Annotated in this window: 21 protein-coding genes, 1 tRNA gene, 1 riboswitch and 1 other annotated feature; of the genes, 21 read left to right on the top strand and 1 reads right to left on the bottom strand. The window is 37.9% G+C overall.

Going from position 1 to position 23,694, the window contains the following annotated elements:
* Window positions 1-125: 125 nt before the first annotated feature.
* The 5 genes from MLD65_RS07225 to MLD65_RS07205 all read left to right on the top strand — a co-directional run bounded on the left by MLD65_RS07225 (window position 126) and on the right by MLD65_RS07205 (window position 6,844).
* Window positions 126-884 (top strand): hypothetical protein, encoded by a 759-nt coding sequence (locus MLD65_RS07225; RefSeq protein WP_243291196.1) that lies wholly within the window; start codon window positions 126-128, stop codon window positions 882-884.
* 28 nt (window positions 885-912) lie between these two features.
* Complete coding sequence (locus MLD65_RS07220) at window positions 913-1,848, top strand: FTR1 family iron permease (RefSeq protein ID WP_243291195.1); 936 nt, start codon at window positions 913-915, stop codon at window positions 1,846-1,848.
* A gap of 72 nt (window positions 1,849-1,920) precedes the next feature.
* A complete protein-coding gene (locus MLD65_RS07215) occupies window positions 1,921-3,363 on the top strand; it encodes a hypothetical protein (RefSeq protein ID WP_243291194.1) in 1,443 nt (480 codons plus the stop codon).
* Window positions 3,364-3,376: 13 nt separating this feature from the next.
* The gene (uvrC, locus tag MLD65_RS07210) at window positions 3,377-5,149 is read left to right on the top strand and encodes an excinuclease ABC subunit UvrC (protein WP_243291193.1); all 1,773 of its coding nucleotides are present in this window, start codon (window positions 3,377-3,379) and stop codon (window positions 5,147-5,149) included.
* Window positions 5,150-5,221: 72 nt separating this feature from the next.
* Window positions 5,222-5,400: riboswitch (Lysine riboswitch) on the top strand.
* A 205-nt stretch (window positions 5,401-5,605) separates the two neighbouring features.
* Window positions 5,606-6,844: an aspartate kinase gene (locus MLD65_RS07205; protein WP_243291192.1), complete on the top strand. Its 1,239-nt coding sequence runs from the start codon at window positions 5,606-5,608 to the stop codon at window positions 6,842-6,844.
* 53 nt (window positions 6,845-6,897) lie between these two features.
* On the opposite strand, the gene MLD65_RS07200 is transcribed toward MLD65_RS07205, so the two are convergent.
* Entirely contained in the window at window positions 6,898-7,350 is a 453-nt protein-coding gene (locus MLD65_RS07200; protein WP_243291191.1) for a YslB family protein, read from the bottom strand.
* Window positions 7,351-7,736: 386 nt separating this feature from the next.
* Between MLD65_RS07200 and MLD65_RS07195 the strand changes: the two genes are divergently transcribed.
* The 16 genes from MLD65_RS07195 (at window position 7,737) to leuB (ending at window position 23,589) form a co-directional block, all read left to right on the top strand.
* Window positions 7,737-8,345 (top strand): succinate dehydrogenase cytochrome b558 subunit, encoded by a 609-nt coding sequence (locus tag MLD65_RS07195; RefSeq protein ID WP_243291190.1) that lies wholly within the window; start codon window positions 7,737-7,739, stop codon window positions 8,343-8,345.
* Window positions 8,346-8,379: 34 nt separating this feature from the next.
* Window positions 8,380-10,140: a succinate dehydrogenase flavoprotein subunit gene (gene sdhA, locus MLD65_RS07190; protein WP_243291189.1), complete on the top strand. Its 1,761-nt coding sequence runs from the start codon at window positions 8,380-8,382 to the stop codon at window positions 10,138-10,140.
* Between the two features lies 1 nt (window position 10,141).
* The gene (gene sdhB / locus MLD65_RS07185; RefSeq protein ID WP_243291188.1) at window positions 10,142-10,909 is read left to right on the top strand and encodes a succinate dehydrogenase iron-sulfur subunit; all 768 of its coding nucleotides are present in this window, start codon (window positions 10,142-10,144) and stop codon (window positions 10,907-10,909) included.
* A 155-nt stretch (window positions 10,910-11,064) separates the two neighbouring features.
* Window positions 11,065-11,526, top strand: coding sequence for an acyl-CoA thioesterase (locus MLD65_RS07180; RefSeq protein WP_243291273.1), 462 nt, complete (start codon window positions 11,065-11,067; stop codon window positions 11,524-11,526).
* 119 nt (window positions 11,527-11,645) lie between these two features.
* Entirely contained in the window at window positions 11,646-11,870 is a 225-nt protein-coding gene (gerE, locus tag MLD65_RS07175) for a spore germination transcription factor GerE (protein WP_003184172.1), read from the top strand.
* 638 nt (window positions 11,871-12,508) lie between these two features.
* Complete coding sequence (gene racE, locus MLD65_RS07170; RefSeq protein WP_279325994.1) at window positions 12,509-13,327, top strand: glutamate racemase; 819 nt, start codon at window positions 12,509-12,511, stop codon at window positions 13,325-13,327.
* Between the two features lie 122 nt (window positions 13,328-13,449).
* The gene (locus tag MLD65_RS07165) at window positions 13,450-14,550 is read left to right on the top strand and encodes a GerMN domain-containing protein (protein ID WP_243291187.1); all 1,101 of its coding nucleotides are present in this window, start codon (window positions 13,450-13,452) and stop codon (window positions 14,548-14,550) included.
* A 151-nt stretch (window positions 14,551-14,701) separates the two neighbouring features.
* Complete coding sequence (gene rph, locus MLD65_RS07160) at window positions 14,702-15,451, top strand: ribonuclease PH (RefSeq protein WP_243291186.1); 750 nt, start codon at window positions 14,702-14,704, stop codon at window positions 15,449-15,451.
* A gap of 3 nt (window positions 15,452-15,454) precedes the next feature.
* Window positions 15,455-16,051 (top strand): XTP/dITP diphosphatase, encoded by a 597-nt coding sequence (locus tag MLD65_RS07155; protein WP_243291271.1) that lies wholly within the window; start codon window positions 15,455-15,457, stop codon window positions 16,049-16,051.
* Between the two features lie 3 nt (window positions 16,052-16,054).
* Window positions 16,055-16,567, top strand: coding sequence for a metallophosphoesterase (locus tag MLD65_RS07150; protein WP_243291185.1), 513 nt, complete (start codon window positions 16,055-16,057; stop codon window positions 16,565-16,567).
* A gap of 125 nt (window positions 16,568-16,692) precedes the next feature.
* Window positions 16,693-16,769: transfer RNA gene (locus MLD65_RS07145), tRNA-Arg, on the top strand.
* Between the two features lie 501 nt (window positions 16,770-17,270).
* Window positions 17,271-17,526, top strand: a binding site (T-box leader).
* A gap of 98 nt (window positions 17,527-17,624) precedes the next feature.
* Window positions 17,625-19,343, top strand: coding sequence for an acetolactate synthase large subunit (ilvB, locus tag MLD65_RS07140; RefSeq protein ID WP_243291184.1), 1,719 nt, complete (start codon window positions 17,625-17,627; stop codon window positions 19,341-19,343).
* On the top strand, window positions 19,340-19,858 hold the full coding sequence (ilvN, locus tag MLD65_RS07135; protein ID WP_243291183.1) for an acetolactate synthase small subunit: 519 nt from the start codon (window positions 19,340-19,342) through the stop codon (window positions 19,856-19,858). Before ilvB ends, ilvN begins: the two co-directional genes overlap by 4 nt.
* Before the next feature lie 39 nt (window positions 19,859-19,897).
* Window positions 19,898-20,923 (top strand): ketol-acid reductoisomerase, encoded by a 1,026-nt coding sequence (ilvC, locus tag MLD65_RS07130; RefSeq protein ID WP_243291182.1) that lies wholly within the window; start codon window positions 19,898-19,900, stop codon window positions 20,921-20,923.
* Entirely contained in the window at window positions 20,910-22,454 is a 1,545-nt protein-coding gene (locus tag MLD65_RS07125; protein ID WP_243291181.1) for a 2-isopropylmalate synthase, read from the top strand. Before ilvC ends, MLD65_RS07125 begins: the two co-directional genes overlap by 14 nt.
* Window positions 22,455-22,476: 22 nt before the next feature.
* Complete coding sequence (gene leuB, locus MLD65_RS07120; RefSeq protein WP_243291180.1) at window positions 22,477-23,589, top strand: 3-isopropylmalate dehydrogenase; 1,113 nt, start codon at window positions 22,477-22,479, stop codon at window positions 23,587-23,589.
* Window positions 23,590-23,694 lie beyond the last annotated feature (105 nt).

Raw genomic sequence — 23,694 nt, 5'->3', positions numbered from 1 at the left:
CTTGACTTGTGCTTAGGGCGCCTTTCGTTTTTGTTCTTCATGTTTGAAAATTTAGTGTACGTTCTTTGAAGTTATTGACACATATGATGATAATTATTATCATTATCATGTAGGAGGATGTCGATATGCACAAATTGAAAAAAACATTATTCTTTTTTATCGTCATGATGATCATGTTTAGTTACATAAAAATTCCATCAGCAAATGCGTATTCGTATGGAGATCCTGGAAAAGAAGATCTTGCGGAAGCTTATAAGGAAATCGATGTGTACACAAAGGATAATGAATGGGATTTAGCAAAAGCCGTATATGAGACGTATGAAAAGGAGTTTGAATTATATTTTAAAAAGCCGAAGGAATTAATTGACGAAGCGTTTCAAACGGAAAACCGTGAATTATTACTTGAAAGCTATCAAGCTGCTCTTACTTTAAACATTGAACGGCGATTACATTTTGCTGAAGACAGTTTCGAAGAGTACGGTCAAGCGAAGCTTTTATTAGCAAAAGCACGTGGTACGTATGATGTGCTATACCCAATAGCATTAGAGGAATTAGGGCAAGAACGTGCAGACAAAATTTACGAAGCGTTTGATAAAGCATTAATTGCATTAGGAAATCCCGGCTTATTCGGAATTGGGAATAAAGAACAAGATGTAGAAGGGTTTCATAAGGAAATCGAGTTTATCATTGCGGAGACAGCTGAAACGTTTCCGCTGCCTCAAAATCAAGAAAGTGATGAATCACATTTAACGGAAGAAAATTTAGGAATTGATACTTCCTTAAATGATGAAAGGAATCCGTTTTGGTTATGGTTTACGGTTGCTCTAGTCATCATTTTCATTCTAATTTTATTTGTTCAAAAAAGAAAGAAAAAAACATCGTGAGACGTTTAAATGAAGGGAGGCTATCTCCATGGATTTTCAAGCTTTTTTAATTACACTTCGTGAAGCGCTAGAGGCGATATTAATCGTCGGACTTATTCTATCCTATTTAACAAGGTTAAATGCCCGAAAATACAATAAATGGGTATTTACAGGGGTGTTTTTAGCCCTTGTTACAAGCTTTGTTGTCGCACTAATTTTCCAAGTTATTTTAACGAGTTTCTCAGCTCTTGGTTCTGAAGTCTATTTAAAAGTTGGGATCATGTTTGCTTCTGTTTTATTATTAACCCATATGGTTCACTGGATGAAAAAGCAATCAAAGGATATAAATAGTGATTTACAAAAAAAGATTCAAGCTGTTGTAACAGCTGGTAGTGCTTCCGCTATGATTATCCATTCCTATCTTGTTGTTGTCCGCGAGGGTGTAGAAACAGTCTTTTACTTTGCAGCCATTTCCGGTGGTGATGTGACGAAAGTGTTTACGAGCTACGGGGCATTAAGCGGCTTATTAATGGCCTTATTAATTGGTTATTTGTTCTTTACCGGAACGATGAAAGTTTCGTTAAAAGCCTTCTTTAATATTACAGGTATTTTAATTATGTTTATTGCTGCTGGCTTACTCGTTCAAGGGATTGGCATTTTGCAAGACTTAGGAAAAATGGGGTCCGTTGTAACGACTGCTGAAGGAAAACCAGCACCACTATATAATATTATTGAAATTATGCCTGAGCATTATGTTGATGAAGTTCATTATGAACGGGATACGGGCAATGAGGTTATGATTAGTGGTCAAATTGGTCTATTTATGGCTGCAATGTTCGGATATAGCCACAATCCATCTTTTGAACAAGTGGCCGCTTATTGGTTGTACTTTATTGGTGTCTTTTTATGGATTAAATTCATCAATAGGGGAAAGAAAAAGCTTCAAACCGATAAGCCAGTCGAAGCGAAATCGGTAAATGCATAACAATAGAATGACTGAATGTAAGAATGGCTCGCCTCTGTGCGAGCCTTTTGATTGCTCGGAGGTGATGAGTTTTTGGCGAATATTATTGAAAGAATGATGAAAACAATCCATTTTCTCTTCATTGTCATGAGTATCGGTATACTCATTTCTTTTCCACTCTCTAGGGTTAGTAGCTGGGATGAAGTGGATTTTAGCTTAGCCGTACATCATTTTGATCTTCTCAATATGCAGCCTCATTTCCCGGGGTACCCTTACTTTGTTTTAGGAGGGATGTTTTTTTCATCGTTTATCAATCATCCAACGTTATCTCTTGTATATTTTAATATTTTCTTATTTGTCTCTTCCTTTTTTCCGATTTATCAGTTAGCAAAACGTGCTGTCCAATCGTACGCGATATATGTGACATCGATGACGATGACGATTTCATATGTAGCGGTTGTAACCGTACAGCCAATGTCAGAAGGGGCTGCACTTTCTGTTTTATGGTGGTACATTTGGTCGCTCATTGTTGCAGAAGAAAGTGAGACGAAATGGGTGAAATGGATTCCTGCATTTCTATTTAGTATATTACTTGGCATCCGGTTATCGTACATTTTATTCGGAATTGGTCTCTTATGGTATTGGGTAGAGGAATGGAAGAAAGGTAAGAAGTGGTCTGTGCTATGGAAACATCTTGTCGTTGCCCTTATTTTTCAATGTATTTGGATTGGAGGTCTTGTTGTTTCAGAAGGTAGCGTAAGCCGTTTCATCTCGTTAGCTTTCGGATTCACGGGTGGACATTTTTCCGATTGGGGAGGAGCCGTAACGACTGAAGAACACTTTTCTTTTTTTGAAAGGATTTTAACGCTACTAGGTCATAACCTCCTATGGACAGGTGTTGCAAGTCAAACGATTGTACTTCTCCTTTTATATAGCTCAATCTTTATTGTCGCCCTTTTCAGGCGCAAAAAACAGTCTATACAAAAGCTCGATATTCTCATTCTTTATAGTTTTATCGCTTATTTTATTTGGGCTCTTCTCGCTCAAAATATTGAAAAACCAAGACATATATTACCACTAGTAACATTGCTTATATTTTGGATTTCATGGAAAGCGTTTTTGTATAGAAAAAAAAGCATAATTGTCTTTCTTTTTACAGCGACCGTATTCGTACAAATGGTTACGTCTTTTTCGTTATTAAAAGAGCAATATGATGATAAACCTGCCATCCATCAGCTTATCGATTATTTAGAAAAGAAAGATGAGCCATTTATCATCTATACGTGGGAAGAAACTCGTGTGATGGAATATTATAACGTACCATATCAACATAAAAGAATTTTAACCTATGCTTTGTTTTTACAAGATACCTCATATTATGAAAATCGAACAATCTATGTGACAAATCATGTTCTTGAAGGGTTTCGAAAGCAAGGTGTCGACGTTTCTGATCGTGTGAAGAAAGTGAAGGATTTTACTTCAAACGAGATTTTTGATCCAGTTTATAGTAAAATTACACTTTATAAATGGGAATAATGGAGTGGTCACTTTGTTTGAGCATTTAAAAGAAAAGTTAGCTGTTCTACCTGACCAGCCGGGATGTTATTTAATGAAAGATAAACATGGAACCGTAATATATGTCGGCAAAGCAAAAGTGTTAAAAAATAGAGTTCGTTCATATTTTACCGGAACACATGACAGAAAAACACTTCGATTATTAAATGAAATTACAGACTTTGAATATATTGTCACCTCTTCTAACATTGAAGCGCTCTTGTTAGAAATGAATTTAATTAAAAAATATGATCCGAAATATAACGTCATGTTAAAGGATGACAAAAGCTATCCATTTATTAAAATTACAGCTGAACGTCATCCACGCTTAATTGTGACGAGAAAGGTAAAAAAGGATAAAGGAAAATATTTTGGACCGTATCCAAATGTTCAAGCAGCTCGAGAAACGAAAAAGCTATTGGATCGAATGTATCCGCTTCGGAAGTGTCAAACATTACCTGACCGAGTTTGCTTATATTATCACATGGGACAGTGTTTAGCTCCGTGTGTTGAAGAGGTTTCAGAAGAAACGAATAAAAGTATGGTTGATGGAATAACGAAATTTTTAAAAGGTGGATACCAAGAAGTTAAAAAAGAATTAACTGAAAAAATGTATCAAGCAGCTGAAGCGTTACAGTTTGAGCGGGCAAAGGAATATCGTGATCAAATTTCATATATGGAAACATTAATGCAAAAACAAAAAATCATTTTTAGTGATTTTGTTGATCGGGATGTGTTTGGTTATTACTATGATAAAGGGTGGATGTGTGTCCAAGTGTTTTTCATTCGACAAGGGAATGTCATCGAGCGTGATGTGTCAATGTTTCCAATCTATCGTGAGCCAGAGGAGGAATTTTTAACGTTCTTAGGCCAGTTTTATTTGAGGGATAACCACTTTCTTCCAAGAGAATTGTTGCTACCTGATGATATAGATGCTGACCTTGCCCACCAACTTTTAGGTGTTTCTATTGTTCAGCCGAAAAAGGGTAAGAAAAAAGATCTCGTTCTTCTTGCTTATAAAAATGCAAAAATTTCTTTAAAAGAGAAATTCTCTTTAATTGAACGAGATGAAGAGCGTACCATTCGAGCGATTGAAAACTTAGGAAAAGTGTTGAAAATTCCAACTCCGATTCGAATAGAGGCTTTTGATAACTCCAATATTCAAGGAATAGATGCCGTTTCGGCTATGGTTGTTTTTATCGATGGGAAGCCAAGCAAAAAGGATTATCGCAAATACAAAATCAAAACGGTAACAGGCCCAGATGACTATGAGTCGATGAGAGAGGTTATTCGAAGAAGGTATACACGGGTGTTAAAAGAAGGTTTGCCAATTCCCGATCTTATTATTGTTGATGGTGGAAAAGGTCAAATGTCAGCAGCAAGCGAAGTGTTAGAAGATGAACTAGGACTAGATGTGCCGGTTGCTGGCTTAGTAAAGGACGATAAGCACCGGACGGCAAATTTGCTGATTGGAGAAGAGCCTACTCTCGTTAAATTAGAACGGAATAGTCAAGAATTTTATTTACTCCAACGAATCCAAGATGAAGTTCATCGATTTGCCATTACCTTTCATCGACAAGTTCGGGGGAAGAATGCTTTTCATTCCGTATTAGATGACATTCCGGGAGTTGGAGAAAAGCGAAAAAAACAATTGTTAAAAGTTTTTGGTTCAGTCGACAAAATTAAACAAGCTTCTGTTGAACAGTTACATGAAGCAGGCATACCTATTCGTGTTGCTGAACAAATTTTAGACAAGTTAAAAAACTGATGTTGCTTTTTAAAAAGTCGTTTGTTAAGATGTATTTAAATTTAATATCGTGATCGTTACGTTCGTTTATGTTATGAAGATAGAGGTGCGAGCTTCAATAGTAAAGTGCAGGAGGAGAATGGACTCTGCTGAATGCACTTGAAAGGGGAGATCGCCGAAGTGAGGAAAGGTCCATTTCTTTACTCGCTGGTTCTGTATTGAATAAATGCAGGATTGTCAAGAAGGAATCTTCTTGGAGAGCTATCTCATTGAAGCAATGCGATAAAGTGAGTTTATTTTCGTTAACAGCTAGCAATGAGATACCTTTTCTCATTGCTTTTTTTATTGCATTCATAAGCTTGAGATTCGTTTTCTCTAAACAGGGCAAATTAAACAATATACCTTCCTTCTTTATTTAACATTTTGAACATCGATCACATTAATTGAAAAAGGATAGAAATAGAGGGAGACATGGATATGGGTATAATAGTTCAAAAGTTTGGCGGAACATCTGTTGGTAGTGTTGAACGAATTCAACATGTAGCCAAAAGGGTCATCTTGGAAAAAGATGCTGGGAACGATGTTGTAGTCGTTGTATCGGCAATGGGGAAAACGACAGATCAATTAGTGTCACTTGCTGAGCAAATGACATCCAAACCTAGTAAGCGGGAGATGGATATGCTGCTGACAACGGGTGAGCAAGTGACGGTTTCCTTGCTTGCAATGGCGCTTAACGAACAAGGATATGAGGCGATATCATATACCGGCTGGCAGGCTGGAATGATGACTGAATCGGTTCATGGAAATGCACGTATTACACATATTCGTACAGAGAAAATGGAGGAACAACTTCAGTTAGGAAAAATTGTCATTGTCGCAGGCTTTCAAGGGATAACAGAAGATGATGAAATTACGACGCTTGGTAGAGGTGGTTCCGATACAACTGCAGTTGCTTTAGCTGCTGCATTAAAAGCAGAAAAATGTGATATTTATACGGATGTTACAGGTGTGTTTACGACAGACCCTAGATATATTGCAGAAGCAAGAAAGCTAGAGGCGATCTCCTATGATGAAATGCTGGAGCTGGCGAATTTAGGTGCTGGCGTGTTGCATCCGAGAGCGGTCGAATTTGCTAAAAATTATCAAGTACCGCTTGAAGTTAGATCGAGTTTGGAATTAGAGAGAGGAACGATTGTAGGGGAGGAAATAAGTATGGAACAAAATCTAGTTGTACGAGGAATTGCATTTGAAGACCAAGTGACAAGGGTATCGGTTTTAGGGTTACCGAATGAAATAAATACACTTTCTACCATTTTTTCGACATTAGCTAATTATGGAATTAACGTAGATATTATTATTCAAAGTTCAACAAATGAAAAGAAAACATCCATTTCCTTTTCTGTTAAAACAGCTGATTTAGGGGATGTGTTAAAAGTCCTTGAAGATTATAAAGAGATTTTAACGTATGACAAAATTGAATCGGAATCAAAATTATCAAAAGTATCTATTGTAGGTTCAGGAATGATCTCCAACCCAGGAGTAGCCGCTCAAATGTTTAAGGAGCTATCCGACCACGGTATTTTAATTAAGATGGTGAGTACATCCGAAATTAAAGTATCAGCTGTTGTAGATGAAGAAAACATGGTGAAAGCAGTAGAAGTGTTACATGAAGCTTTCGAACTTTCAAAACAGAAAGCAACAGTTCAATCATCATGATCTCGTGAGAGTAAGTCTCTAACAGCATGAAAGACAGGGAGCACAATTGCTCCCTACTTCTTATGGTCTTTTGCATCCCACTTAACTGTAAATACGACTTTTTTGGCTCGGTGTTTAATTTCTTCATATGTTTCGGTTACATAGTTATTCATTTGTTCGATTTGTTCTGCAATAAATCCAGCCTCAAGCTGGAAGGATACGTCTTTATTAAGGTCTAAACGCTTGCTTATGAGGTCACTTTGCAATTCAAAAATGAGTTCATTTTTCTTTTCTTGTACTTTTGTTAGCATTCCCCAGTTCGCTGTTTGGAAAAATGAAGCAAGTTCATCAAGTGAAGAAAGTGGATAGTTTCGCGCAAGTCGTTTTCCTGCCCAATATAAAATGGCTGAATGTTCTTTGCCAAGTAAATTCGGAAGTAATACTTCGCGTAAAAGTTCATAACCAAATGCATGGATTTGGAGATTTTCCAGTTTTTCTACATGTTCAGTAAATGTTAATGGTTTCACATATTTCCCCTCTTTCTAAAAGCCAATTTCTATTATATCAAGTTTTGGGGAGTATGAAAGTTTTTCATGATTAGACATTTAAAGAAAAAAGCTGATGTATTTTGACAATGAACCGTTAACAAGTAGATATATATTGATAAAGTAAAATTAGTTAAATTGAATTTTTAAAACGTGAATTTTTCAAAAAATTTTCATACTTGCACGCGTTTTCTTGACGCTATATACAGATGGGAGTAAAATGAATTTGTCATATTTTTTTACCAGAATTTTCGTCATACCTTTGTCGAAAAGATGAACCGCCAATATTTTGACAAAAGTGTGCGCTAAAGCTGGGGAGCAGGAGAGATCCAAAAATTTTAAGTAAACGAGATTAGGGGGTAAAGTTCATGGCTGGTAACAACGAATTTGCCAATCGGAAATTACATTCACTTTTAGGTGTAGTACCTATCGGCATCTTTCTCATTCAACACCTTATTGTTAACCATTTTGCAACAAAAAGTCCTGAGGCGTTTAACAATGCAGCACATTTTATGGAAAATTTACCTTTTAGGTACGTTCTGGAAGCATTTATCATCTTTCTTCCTCTTTTATATCATGCCATTTATGGTATTTATATTGCCTTTACGGCCAAAAACAATGTGAAGAGATATGGATACTTCCGAAACTGGATGTTCCTTCTTCAACGTGTAACGGGCGTCATTACGCTTATATTTATTGCTTGGCATGTGTGGGAAACACGGATTGCCGCTGCGTTTGGTGCAGAAGTGAACTTTGATATGATGGCTGATATTTTAAGCAGTCCTGTCATGCTTGTATTTTATATCGTTGGCGTTCTTTCAGCAATTTTCCATTTCGCAAACGGCCTATGGTCATTTGCTGTAAGTTGGGGAATTACAGTTTCTCCACGTTCTCAGCTAATTTCTTCGTATGTAACGTTCGGAATTTTTGTGGCGCTTTCTATCGTAGGATTACGTGCCATTTTTGCTTTCGTATAATGAAACAATATAGCTAACAAAGGGAGTGGGCCTTATGAGTAGTGGTAAAGTAATCGTTGTTGGCGGCGGATTAGCCGGATTGATGGCAACAATTAAAGCGGCAGAAGCCGGAGTTTCAGTAGATTTGTTTTCGTTAGTTCCTGTTAAACGATCACATTCTGTATGTGCTCAAGGAGGAATAAACGGAGCGGTCAATACAAAAGGAGAAGGAGACTCTCCTTGGGAGCACTTCGATGATACGGTATATGGCGGAGACTTTTTAGCAAACCAACCGCCGGTTAAGGCAATGTGCGATGCTGCACCTGGGATTATCCATCTTTTAGATCGTATGGGCGTTATGTTTAACCGGACCCCTGAAGGATTACTTGACTTCCGTCGTTTTGGTGGTACACAGCATCACCGTACAGCTTTTGCTGGTGCAACAACTGGACAGCAGCTCTTATATGCTTTAGATGAACAAGTTCGTCGCCATGAAGTAGCAGGACTTGTCACAAAATATGAAGGTTGGGAATTTTTAGGTATCATTCAAGATGATGAAGGGGTTTGTCGTGGAATTGTAGGACAAAACTTAAAAACGATGGAAATCCAATCATTCCGTGCAGATGCCGTAATTATGGCAACAGGTGGACCTGGTATTATCTTTGGTAAATCGACAAACTCTGTTATTAATACTGGATCAGCTGCATCGATCGTTTATCAACAAGGTGCCTATTATGCAAATGGGGAGTTTATTCAAATCCATCCGACGGCAATCCCTGGTGATGATAAATTACGTCTAATGAGTGAATCAGCTCGTGGTGAAGGTGGACGAGTATGGACATATAAAGATGGGAAACCGTGGTATTTCTTGGAAGAAAAATATCCTGCATACGGAAACCTTGTTCCACGTGATATTGCAACACGTGAAATCTTCCACGTTTGTGTAGACTTAAAGCTCGGTATTAATGGGGAAAACATGGTTTATTTAGACTTATCTCATAAAGACCCGAAAGAATTAGACATTAAACTCGGTGGTATTATCGAAATTTATGAGAAATTTATGGGAGACGATCCACGTAAAGTACCAATGAAAATTTTCCCTGCTGTTCACTATTCAATGGGTGGATTATGGGTTGACTATGACCAAATGACAAATATTCCAGGATTGTTTGCCGCAGGAGAGTGTGATTATTCACAGCATGGGGCAAACCGTTTAGGTGCAAACTCATTATTATCTGCGATTTTCGGTGGAATGGTAGCAGGTCCTAAAGCTGTTGAATATATGAAAGGTTTAAATAAATCAGCAGAAGACTTATCTTCTAGCCTGTTCGACGGTCGTGTGAAAGAAGAGCAAGAAAAATGGGATAGCATCATGAAGCTTGATGGAAATGAAAATGCATATGTTCTTCATAAAGAGTTAGGAGAATGGATGACAGATAATGTAACAGTTGTTCGTTACAATGACAAACTGTTAAAAACAGACGAAAAAATTCAAGAGCTTATGGAACGTTTCGATCGAATTAATATTAACGATACAGCGAAATGGAGTAACCAAGGGGCAACATTTACTCGTCAGTTAAAGAACATGCTTGAATTAGCACGTGTTGTTACGCTAGGTGCTTACAATCGTAATGAAAGCCGCGGTGCTCATTATAAGCCTGATTTCCCTGACAGAAATGACGAAGAGTGGCTCAAAACAACGATGGCAAAATTTGTTGGAGATAAAGAAGCGCCAAAATTCCATTATGAAGAGGTCGATACTTCATTAATTAAGCCTCGTAAGCGTGACTATACAAAGAAAAAGGGGGAAAAGTAAAATGAGCGAAAGCAAAGTGGTTCGATTTATTATTACGAGACAGGATCAACCAGATTCTGCCCCTTATAAAGAGGAGTTTGAAGTTCCTTATCGTCCGAATATGAATGTGATCTCTGCTTTAATGGAGATCCGTCGTAACCCTGTAAATGCTAAAGGGGAAGAAACAAGTCCGATTACTTGGGATATGAACTGTTTAGAGGAAGTGTGTGGCGCATGTTCAATGGTCATTAACGGGAAGCCACGTCAATCGTGTACGGCACTCATTGATCAGTTAGAACAGCCAATTCATCTAGAGCCGATGAAAACATTCCCTGTTGTTCGTGATTTGCAAGTAGACCGTAGTAGAATGTTTGATTCATTGAAAAAAGTAAAAGCATGGATTCCAATTGATGGTACGTACGATTTAGGTGCGGGTCCTCGTATGCCTGAGAGAAAACGTCAATGGGCATATGAATTGTCAAAATGTATGACATGTGGAGTTTGCTTAGAAGCTTGCCCAAATGTTAATAGTAAATCTAACTTTATCGGCCCTGCTCCACTTTCGCAAGTTCGTTTATTTAATGCCCATCCAACGGGTGCGATGAATAAATCAGAACGTTTAGAAGCGATTATGGATGATGGTGGCCTGGCAAACTGTGGTAACTCTCAAAACTGTGTCCAGTCTTGCCCGAAAGGTATTCCACTTACAACTTCAATCGCAGCCTTAAACCGTGATACAACGATTCATTCCTTCCGTAGATTTTTCGGAAGTGATTATCAAGAAGGGTAATAAGAAAAGCACCTCTTTATTTAGAGGTGTTTTTTCGTAATACGAGAAGAGGAAGCCCTCACCTAAAGGTTTTGTAAAAAAGAAAGAAGATTGGTGGGGGATAACTGAAATCATGAAACAAGTGCAAAGCAAAGACGATAAAGGGGATAGGAATGATGAAACAAGTCGCGTATATTGAACCGAATTTTAACGAATGGGTGAACTCTTTTTCTTTTAAATGTGAAATCAAAGTGAGGTTTTCAGAAACGGATATGTTTGGACATATGAACAATACCGTTCCTTTTACATACTTTGAAGAAGCGAGGATTGAATTTTTTAAATCCATTGGACTTATGCAGGAATGGATGTCCAGCAATAATCAAGGTATTCCTGTTGTAGCTGACTTGCAATGTGACTTTCTTCGCCAAGTATTTTTTGGTGAAACGCTCCACATCCATGTCAAAATCCATCATTTAGGTCGTTCCTCTATCGACCTTCATTACTATGCGAGTAATGAAAAAAATGAGCCTTGTTTTGTCGGACGAGGCACGATGGTTCAAGTGAGCAAAGTTACAGGGAAAAGCGTACCTTGGACAAAAGAGATTTCGGAAATTTTGGAAAAAAATAAAATTTCCTAGTGGTAAAAATTATATCATTCATGTCACAGTATCCTGTCTTTTCACATACTATATGTTGACGAAATATATACCCCATCCTCGAAAGATCAGCTCTCACCTAGCAAGGAGGGTTACAATACTTGAAGGAGAAAGAGTTTCAATCCAAGCCACTATTAACAAAAAGAGAGAGAGAAGTGTTTGAATTACTTGTACAAGACAAAACAACAAAAGAGATTGCTAGTGAACTTTTTATTAGCGAAAAAACGGTCCGGAATCATATATCGAACGCGATGCAGAAACTGGGTGTAAAGGGGCGTTCACAAGCAGTTGTAGAACTTCTCCGAATGGGAGAACTTGAGCTCTAATCAAAATAAAAATGAGGTTTGGCTCATAAATGTCTGATCCTAAGTGTCATTCAATATATAGGTTCATTTACTAATTGTTATGTCTTATATGTTGTTTGGTGAGGTTCTGACGTGAATCTATTTGAGTCGGCCTCATTTAAACGATTGATTAACCAATTTCTCTTTAATGCTATGACATTTTAACTCTTCTATTACCCTCTCTGTAGACAAATGGATCATGTGTAACCGGTAACTATTGCCGGTTATTTTTATCCCTTCGAAATCATTTGATTCTGTTTTACTGGACAACCAATCACAGGTTAGAACGAACATGTTCTGTTTCTTAAGAACCGTGATGAAGAATACTTGAAATTTATGATAAAAACGTGGAAAATATGTATCGTAACGTGTTTAATAAAACAGAAATAATATCAATTGGACGTTTTTATCCCATTCTTGACGGCAGTAAGACCCCTCAAGATTTTGTGAAAAAAGCAAAGAAGATTGTTGGGGAGATGGAAAGAAAAAACCAAAACTGAATGAAGTTTCACTTTATTTGCATGAAATCTTAACCGAGTTTACAAATAGTGAAATGAACCAATCACAAAATTTGTTAATAAAATTACAGCAAGAAATGATGAATAAATGAGGCGATATTTTTGAATAGACCGATTGGAGTAATTGATTCTGGTGTTGGTGGATTAACTGTTGCGAGAGAAATTATGCGACAGTTGCCAAAAGAAGAAATCATTTATTTAGGAGATACAGCTAGATGTCCATATGGACCAAGACCGAAAGAAGAGGTTCGGCAATTCACGTGGGAAATGGCCAGTTATTTATTATCACATTATCAAATCAAAATGTTAGTGATTGCCTGTAACACAGCAACGGCCATTGTGTTAAAAGAAATACAGAACGAATTGAATATTCCTGTTATCGGTGTTATACAACCAGGTGCGAGAGCGGCATTAAATGTGACAAGGAATGGACATATTGGTGTTATAGGTACACAAGGAACCATCTCTAGCGGTGCATATGTTCATGCATTGAAGAAGATTAATAGTAAGACAATTGTTGAAAGTTTAGCATGTCCCCGTTTTGTTCCTTTAGTGGAAAGTGGGAACTATGGAGGGAAACAAGCTCATTATATTGTAAAAGAATCCTTATTGCCTTTTAAAGGAAAACGAATGGATACGCTCATTCTTGGTTGTACGCATTACCCGCTGTTAAAATCGATTATACAAAAGTATGTAGGAAAAGATGTGACGATTATTTCTTCCGGTGATGAAACAGCAAGGGAAGTTAGTACAATCTTATCTTTCAACCATATGTTAAATAGTGAAGAAATAAATGAAAGTCATCGATTTTTAACGACAGGTTCAATAGAGATTTTTCAAAAGATCGCATCCAATTGGTTCGGTTATAATGTGAGAGATGTTGAAAGCATCACATTACAAAAAGCAGCTTGTTCGAAATGAATAAGCTGCTTTCTTTTTGGAAGAAAGGGTTCCTTCGTCGAGTCTGAAAATAAAGAAAAACGGTCTAATTTTTATGCAGGCTCGTATACATAGTAGTACAAACTGCCTTAGGAGGGATTCGAATGCCTAAAAATAGAATAAGGCTAGTGGGTGTAGCCTTATTATCAACTGCTGTGATTATATCTGGGTGCGGATTGTTTGGAGGAAAAACAAACGATGAAATTGACCCGCCTCAGGAAATTTCGTATATGGAAAATAATGAGGATGTCAATCAAAATGCAGAGTCTGCCGAAGGAGAAGAGGGAAAACATAACGAAAAGGATCAAAAGGAACAGGCAACCGAAACGGTACAACGTACTCTATTTTTAATTGACAAAAATGGTATGGTTGTTCCGCAAACACTTGATTTACCAACAACAAAAAGTGTAGCCAAGCAAGTTGTTGAATATTTAGTGGAGGATGGTCCAGTAGCCAATATTTTGCCAAACGGATTTAGAGCCGTGATACCTCGAGGTACAACGGTTCAAAGTGTAAACATTAAAGAAGATGGTACTGCTGTTGTGGACTTTTCAAAAGAATTTACTGAATATCAGCCGAAAGATGAACAAAAAATATTACAAGCCGTCACATATACATTAACGCAATTTGATAATGTCAATAAAGTAAAACTATGGATTAATGGTCATGAACTAAAGGAAATGCCGGTAAATGGAACACCGATTGACGATGGGGTTAGCCGTGAAGATGGGATTAACATAATGACAACTTCTGTTGTTGATATAACCAATTCACACCCGTTAACCGTTTATTATTTAACGGAACGTGAAGGGCAAGTGTATTATGTTCCTGTAACGAAACGTGTTCCTAACACAAATAAAGATTCTGTTGAAGCTGCTGTTGCAGCCTTAATTGATGGTCCGGAATTATCAAGCGGCTTATTAAATGAGTTTCAGCCAGGGGTTAAATTGCTAGAAAGCCCAATGTATGAAGATGGTCAAGTGACATTAAATTTTAATGAGGCTATTTACAGTAGTTTTGACGAGAAGAAAAAGATGATCTCCAAAAACATTTTAGATGCATTAGTGTTAACAGTTACGGAACAACCAGGTGTTGATAGCGTTGTGATCCAAGTAAATGGGAAACAGGATTTAGTGGATGAAGAAGGAAATCAACTAACAAAACCCGTAACGAGACCAGAGAAAGTAAACACTGGTAGTTTTTAATGGTGAAATTTTTGATATACTAATTAAAGTGAGCAAAAGGAGGATAGCTTCTACAGCTTCCTCTTATTTCTTGTTTAGCTCCCATATTCGGCTTACCGGTAATGACTGCCTTAATTCTTATACATAGTGAAGTTAGTTTGGAGGGTATTTTATGCGACATGATGGAAGAAATCGAGATGAGCTAAGACGTGTTGAAATCGTCACAGATTTTATAAAACATCCAGAGGGCTCTGTTTTAATTTCAGTAGGAGATACAAAAGTGATTTGTAATGCAAGTGTTGAGGATCGTGTCCCTCCTTTTATGCGTGGAGAAGGAAAAGGATGGATTACAGCTGAATATTCCATGTTACCTCGTGCCACCGAACAAAGGACGATTCGTGAATCGTCAAAAGGAAAAATTTCCGGTCGTACGATGGAAATACAACGGCTCATTGGTCGTGCATTAAGAGCGGTTGTTGATTTAGAAAAGCTTGGAGAAAAAACAATTTGGATTGATTGCGATGTTATTCAAGCGGATGGAGGAACGCGGACAGCTGCTATCACCGGCTCATTCATTGCAATGACGTTAGCAATCGGTCGTTTAGTTGAAAAGGGTAGTTTAAAGAAAATGCCAATTTCAAACTTCCTTGCAGCAACGTCCGTTGGGATTGACCCAGAGCTAGGAGAAATTTTGGATTTAGATTATGTAGAAGACTCAAAAGCCGCAGTAGATATGAATGTTGTCATGACAGCTAGCGGTGAGTTTGTAGAATTGCAAGGAACTGGTGAAGAATCCACTTTTTCGAAAAATCAATTGTTTCAGTTGCTGGAACTAGCAGAATACGGGATTTTAGAACTTATCGAGAAGCAAAAAGAAGTGTTAGGACCACTAGCAGCAAAGATCGGAGAGAATAAGGAGTAAATGATGAAACAAATTGTGATTGCAACAAAAAATGCGGGGAAAGTTCGAGAATTTAAAGAGATGCTAGAGCCAAAAGGTTTTCAAGTTCTTTCACTTCTCGATTTCGATCAGAATATAGATGTGGAGGAAACAGGAACGACATTTGTCGAAAATGCCGTGCTCAAGGCAGAGACAATTTCCAAAATGATAGGAAAACCAGTTATTGCAGATGATTCCGGATTAGCGATCGATGCATTAAATGGGGAGCCAGGTGTCTACTCAGCACGTTATGCCGGTGCTGAAAAAAATGATCAACAAAACATTGAAAAGGTTCTTCAAAAATTAAAAGGTGTTCCAAATGATGAACGTACAGCTCGGTTCCATTGTGTTTTAGCTGTAGCACATCCGGAAAAAGAAACGATTACGGTAGAAGGTACATGTGAAGGATTCATTACGGAAGAGCCGATTGGAGAAAATGGATTTGGATATGATCCGATTTTTTATGTGCCTTCAAAAAGTAAATCAATGGCACAATTACATAAGACTGAAAAAAACACGATTAGCCATCGTGCAAATGCATTAAAGAAATTAGAAAACATAATCAATCAGTGGGGAGAATAAACGATGAAAGTGCTTATCATTAGTGATAGTCACGGTCAAACAGATGTGTTACATCGTGTAAAAGAACGCCATTTAACGGAAGTTGATGCGATCATTCATTGTGGAGATTCTGAACTAATGAAGGATGACTTAGCGTTAGATCGCATGATTGTCGTAAGAGGGAATTGTGATTTTGAAACATCTTTTATGAACGATCATATTGAACAGATGAATGATATCAAGTTTTTCGTTACACATGGTCATTTATATTCTGTCAAATCGACGTTAATGAAACTAAAATATAAAGCGGAAGAAGTAAATGCAAATGTTGTCTGTTTTGGCCATTCTCATATCGCTGGGGCTGAAATGATTGACGGTATACTATTTATCAATCCAGGCAGTATTTCATTACCGAGGATGCGAAAAGAAAAAACATATGTTATACTAAATATAGCCAAAGGCCAAGCAAACGTCGATTTTTATGACGAAAATGGAGATTTGTTAACAAATATGTCCACGGCTTTTCAATATGCTTAAACCATCTATGAGGGAGAATTGATTTTCTCCCTCAAAAAAACAAAAAAGTTGTTGACATATCTTTATGATACTAATATAATAATAATTGTCGTTAAGATGTTACAGCAAATTTGCACAAAAAATATGTCCCAGTAGCTCAGCTGGATAGAGCAACGGCCTTCTAAGCCGTCGGTCGGGAGTTCGAATCTCTCCTGGGACGCCATTCTATTTACATACAATTACCCTTATCTTAATGGATAAGGGTTTTTTTATGTTTAAATACTTTTTTTGAAGAAAATATCTTTGATATTATTTGTGCATTTGCTGTGTTCATTATGATCACTTCTTATGAATATTTCGCTTTCAAAGAATTATGATTTCGTTTTAAAGACCATTTCCTGATTCTGCAATAGAAAAATTTTTGGAAATTTTTTTTGATTATAAAAAGTTGATTGTAATAAGGATGTAAGCGGTAACAAGTTTATTTATTAATCTAAATTATCAAATAATTTAATAAAATGGTGTTGACTGTTTTTAAAAATGGGCGTAATATAAGCTCAAACAATCTTACATCAACACATAGAATATTTATCCAACTTTTCAAAAAATCAATGATTGTATATGAATGGAGTGGAATATTTTCGATCGGATGTAGCATACAATTCGATTATATGAAAAAGAGTAAAATCATTATACTGAATATTAGGAATTTTAAAAAATAATGTATAAAACGTTGAAGAGGATAAGTAGTCATTGGACTTAGGTATCTACAGAGAGCCGGAGGAGCTGGAAACCGGTGTTACCACCCAATGATGAACTCACCTCAGAGTGTCAATTTGAAAGAATAATCAAGTAGAATTGACCGGGTGTACTGGTAATGCACTCGTTATTAAAACGAATGGAGATTGATCTGTTCATGAGGTGGTCATAGACCATGAATAAGGGTGGTACCGCGGAGAGAAGTCCTTTTCGCCCCTTGCGCTTACAGAAAGTAGGTTGCATTAGGGGTGGGAAGGTTTTTTATTTTACTTTCATTAAAAATGGTATTAATTAGCATTTGTATAAAGGAGGCAAAAAAATGAACGCCAAAGTGCCAGTGAATAAATCGGCAACCGCACGCACAAAAATGTCGGGAGCAGAGATGTTAATTGAGGCATTAAAACGTGAAAAGGTAGAAGTGATTTTTGGATATCCAGGTGGAGCAGTATTACCAATTTACGACAAACTGTATAATTCAGGAGTGTTTCATGTTTTAACGAGGCATGAACAAGGTGGGATTCATGCAGCAGAAGGATATGCGAGAATATCTGGAAAGCCTGGGGTGGTCATTGCCACTTCAGGACCTGGTGCAACTAATCTTATCACAGGCCTTACGGATGCCATGATTGATTCACTACCACTTGTTGTTATTACCGGCCAAGTTGCTTCAACAGTGATTGGCTCAGACGCTTTCCAAGAAGCGGATGTGATCGGCATTACAATGCCAGTAACAAAACACAATTACCAAGTTCGCGATGTGAATGACTTACCTCGAATTATGAAAGAGGCTTTTCACATAGCATCAACAGGAAGACCTGGACCTGTACTAATTGACATTCCTAAAGATGTTTCCGTTACGGAAGGGATGTTTGAATATGACCAGTCCATTTCGCTTCCGGGGTATCAGCCAACGACAGAACCAAATTATTTACAAATACGTCGATTAGTAGAAGCGGTAAGCAGAGCTAAAAAACCGGTCATTTTAGCAGGTGCTGGAGTATTACATGCAAAAGCGTCTTCAGAACTAAAATCCTATATCGATCAACAACAAATACCAGTTGCCAATACATTACTTGGTTTAGGCAGTGTTCCAGCAGATCATCCTCTATTTCTCGGAATGGCCGGAATGCACGGAACATATACAGCAAACATGGCTTTATACGAATGTGATTTATTAATTAGTATCGGTGCACGGTTTGATGATCGTGTTACTGGAAATTTAGCTCATTTTGCCCCGAAGGCAACGGTTGCCCATGTTGATATTGATCCTGCAGAAATCGGAAAAAATGTTGAAACACAAATACCTGTAGTTGGGGATGCAAAATTGGTGTTAAAGCTTCTTATCGAGCAAGATGGGAAGAGAAGTGATAATAGCGAATGGCTCAAGCATTTAAACCGCTATCAATCAGAATTTCCGCTTTGGTATGAACAATGTGAAGGAGTTATTAAACCTCAAGCAGTAATAGAAAAAATTTACGAATATACAAATGGAACAGCGGTTGTTACGACAGATGTTGGCCAGCATCAAATGTGGGCAGCACAATATTATAAATTCCATTCGCCAAATCGATGGGTGACATCTGGTGGATTAGGAACGATGGGCTTTGGGTTACCATCTGCTATTGGCGCTCAATTAGCCGACCAGAAAGCAACGGTTGTCGCTTTATTAGGGGATGGAGGCTTCCAAATGACCTTCCAAGAGCTAGCTGTCATTAAAGAATTAAATTTACCGATTAAAGTAATTGTTTTAAATAATCGTTCACTTGGAATGGTTCGTCAATGGCAGGAGATTTTCTACGATAAACGTTACTCTCACTCTGTTTTTGACACACAGCCAGATTTTATTAAATTGGCAGAAGCTTTTGGCATTAAAGGCGTTCAAATTAATCATTCGGATGATTGGGAGAACGTGTTAAAGCAGTCGTTTGAGTCGAGAGAACCTGAGCTTATTGAAGTGATCGTAGCTTCAGAGGAAAACGTCTATCCAATGGTAGCACCTGGTAAAGGAATTCATGAAATGGTGGGGGTAAAAAAATGAGGCGGATTATTACGATAACTGTGATGAACCGTTCAGGTGTTTTAAACCGAATCACCGGTTTATTTACAAAAAGAAATTACAACATCGAAAGCATTTCTGTCGGTTATTCAGAAGTTGAAAATGTGTCAAGGATGACTTTTGTTGTCAATGTAAAAGAGGAAAAGGAAGTTGAACAAATTACGAAACAGCTTAACAAGCAAATTGAAGTGTTGAAGGTAATGGATATTACCAATCAATCCATTGTGGCAAGAGAGTTAGCTTTAATTAAAGTCGGAGCGAATCCATCAACAAGAATGGAGATGTCCGGCCTCATTGAGCCATTTAGAGCATCGATCATTGATGTTAGTCGCGAAAGTCTAGTTGTTCAAGTAACTGGTGAGTCGAATAAAATTGATGCTTTAATTGATTTATTAAAGCCATATGGCATAAAGGAAATCGCCAGAACAGGTGTAACAGCATTCCCAAGAGGGACGCAAAAACAGCAAACTGCGGAGAAAAATTTCTCCATAGTATAAATCACACAATAAAAATGGAAAAAGAAAGGGAGAGGAAAAATGACAAAAGTTTACTATAACGGAGATGTAAATGATCAAGTATTAAATGGGAAAAAGGTAGCAGTTTTAGGATATGGTTCTCAAGGTCATGCCCATGCCCTGAACTTAAAAGAAAGTGGTGTAGATGTCGTTGTTGGTGTTCGACCTGGAAAATCGTTTGATAAAGCAAAAAAGGATGGTCTACAAGTAACAACTGTAAAAGAGGCTGTTGAACTTGCCGATGTTGTCATGGTATTACTGCCAGATGAAAGACAAAAAGAAACGTATGAAAATGAAATTAAACAAGGTTTAAAACCTGGTAACGCTCTAGTGTTTGCACATGGATTTAATGTTCATTTTAATCAAATTGTACCACCAGCTGATGTAGATGTGTTTTTAGTAGCACCGAAAGGACCGGGGCATCTCGTGCGCAGAACGTACACTGAAGGTGCTGGAGTTCCAGCGTTAATCGCGGTTGAACAAAACGTAACAGGAGAAGCGAAAGAGTTAGCATTGGCGTACGCGAAAGCGATTGGAGCTGCACGTGCCGGAGTATTAGAAACAACGTTCAAAGAAGAAACAGAGACAGACTTATTCGGAGAGCAAGCGGTGTTATGCGGTGGTTTAACATCCCTTGTAAAAGCTGGATTTGAAACATTAGTGGAAGCTGGCTATCAACCGGAAGTTGCCTATTTTGAATGTTTACATGAATTAAAGCTTATTGTCGATCTCATGTATGAGGGTGGATTATCAAATATGCGTTACTCCATCTCTGACACCGCACAATGGGGAGATTTCGTATCAGGTCCAAGAGTCGTCGATGCACGTGTGAAAGAAAATATGAAAGCAGTTCTAGAAGACATTCAAACTGGTAAATTTGCAAAAGAGTGGATTGTAGAAAATAAAGTGAATCGCCCACAATTTACGAGCATCAATAAAAGAGAACAAGAGCATCAAATTGAGAAAGTAGGAGAAGTGCTGCGTGAAATGATGCCGTTTGTTAAACAGAATAAAAAGGAAGCGGTGGTAGCAGGTGAAAAAGGTTAATTTCTTTGACACTACTTTACGAGATGGAGAACAATCAGCGGGAGTCAATCTAAACCGTAAAGAAAAGCTTGAAATTGCTAGACAACTAGAACGACTTGGGATGGATATTGTTGAGGCAGGATTCCCTGCCTCCTCCCAAGGTGATTTCAAATCCGTTCAGGAAATTGCCAAAACTATTCGCGATTGTTCCGTCACAGGGTTAGCAAGATCTGTTCAATCTGATATTGATGCAGCATGGGAAGCATTAAAAGATGGAAGTGAGCCGCGTTTACACGTCTTTATCGCAACTTCACCGATTCACCGAAAATATAAATTGAAGATGACAGAAGATGAAGTGATTGACAATGCTGTTCGAGCGGTTAAATATGCAGCAAAGTTCTTCCCTGTTATCCAATGGTCTGCTGAAGACGCTTGCCGGACAGAATTGCCGTATTTAGCGAGAATTGTTGAACAAGTGATTGACGCTGGCGCAAATGTTATTAACATACCGGATACAGTCGGGTATATTAACCCACTCGAATACGGAAAAATATTTGAATATTTAAAAAACAATGTCAAGAACATAGATCATGTCATCCTATCCGCCCATTGTCACGATGACTTAGGAATGGCTGTAGCCAACTCATTAAGTGCCATCGAACATGGAGCAGGACAAATTGAAGGGACAATTAATGGAATTGGAGAGCGAGCTGGAAATGCAGCGTTAGAAGAAGTAGCAGTTGCCCTCCATATCCGTAAAGACCATTATGGTGTTGAAACAAACATGCGTTTAGAAGAAATTAAACGAACAAGTGATTTAGTTAGTAAATTAACCGGTATGGTCGTACCTCCAAATAAAGCGATTGTTGGGAATAATGCATTTGCGCATGAATCAGGGATTCACCAAGATGGTGTATTGAAAGAGAAAACAACGTATGAAATTATTTCACCTGAATTAGTTGGTGTAAGTACAAATAATTTAGTACTTGGTAAGCATTCAGGGCGCCATGCATTCCGTGTAAAATTAGTAGAATTAGGCTTTTTACTTGAAGATGAAGCCGTAAACAAATTGTTCCATACATTTAAACAACTTTCTGAAAAGAAAAAGGAATTGACGGAAGATGATTTAGTTGCCCTCGTTTTAGAAGAGCAGCTAAAAGGAGAAGAAGGAACATATGAATTAGTTTCTTTACAAGTAAACTATGGAACAGAAGGGGTACCGACTGCAGGTGTTACATTAAAAGATCAGAATCAAACGGTTATCCAAGAAGCTGCGACTGGAAATGGTAGTGTAGAAGCCATTTATAATACATTAGAACGATGCATGAAGCAGTCGATTACACTATTAGACTATCGAATTCAATCAAATTCAGGTGGTCGTGATGCACTAGCTCAAGTGTACGTCAAAGTAAAAGTGGATAACGTGGAAATGGGTGGGCGAGGAATTGCTCAAGATGTGTTAGAAGCATCCGCAAAAGCTTATATTAATGCTGTGAATCGTGCTGTATTAATGAAATATACGACAAACATGAATATTCAACCAACAGTATAAGACAATCTGGGGGGATGGAAAAATGACGAAAAAAATTGCTGTATTACCTGGTGATGGAATTGGTCCGGAAGTAGTTCAAGGTGCGATTGAAGTGTTACAAGCCATTGGGAAATATTATCATCATGATTTTGAATTCCACTATGGAAAAATCGGAGGTGTGGCGATTGACCAATTCGGCACGCCATTACCAGATGAAACAATTGAGCTTTGTCAAAAGTCCGACGCGGTTTTACTTGGTGCCGTAGGGGGGCCAAAATGGGATCAAAATCCAACTCACTTACGTCCAGAGAAAGGATTGCTAAAAATTCGTAAGGAGCTCGATTTATACGCAAACCTTCGTCCGATTCAGGCTCACTCATCCCTTCAAGCGAAGTCTCCATTTAAAGGAGAGCATTTAGCGGGAGTCGATTTTGTCATCGTTCGAGAGCTTACCGGCGGTTTATATTTTGGTAAGCCAAGTGAGCGTACACAACGAAATGGGGAAGAAACGGTTGTTGATACATTATTTTATAAACGAAAAGAAATGGAACGTATTATCGAATCTGCTTTTCAATTAGCTCAAAAACGAAGAAAGAAAGTAACTTCTGTCGATAAAGCAAACGTGTTAGAGTCGAGCAAGCTTTGGAGAGAAGTGGCAAATGATGTTGCCCGTAAATTCCCAGATGTTGAACTTGAACATATGCTTGTGGATAATGCTGCGATGCAAATTATTCACCGTCCACAACAATTTGACGTACTCGTTACGGAAAATATGTTTGGAGACATTTTAAGTGATGAAGCATCGATGTTAAGTGGGTCACTAGGAATGTTACCTTCTGCTAGCTTATCGACAAGTGGGTTGCATCTGTATGAACCGGCACACGGATCTGCTCCAGATATTGCAGGAAAACAAGTAGCTAATCCAATTGCCATGATCTTATCTGCTGCTATGATGCTAAGACATTCTTTCGGACTTGAAGAAGAAGCTGGTGCAATTGAAAAAGCTGTGAAGCATGTGCTCGAATCAGGGAAGCGAACAATGGATTTAACAACGCTAGGAGGAGCATTTGTTCATACAACTGAAATGGTAGAAGAAATTAAAGAAGCATTAGCAGATGACTTTGCGATTCTAAATATTATGGAAGCATACGCATAAAATGCGAATTGAGCTTTTCTTTCAAAAGAAGGAAAAGCTCAATTTCATCTAGTATGATTACCGGTTGAATCATTTCAAATAATCGCCGTAATGGTAGGGGGAGCT

Origin of the sequence: Bacillus sp. FJAT-47783 (assembly GCF_022808615.1) — a bacterium.
Lineage (GTDB): Bacteria > Bacillota > Bacilli > Bacillales > Aeribacillaceae > Bacillus_BZ.
This window is presented reverse-complemented; position numbering and strand designations above follow the sequence as displayed.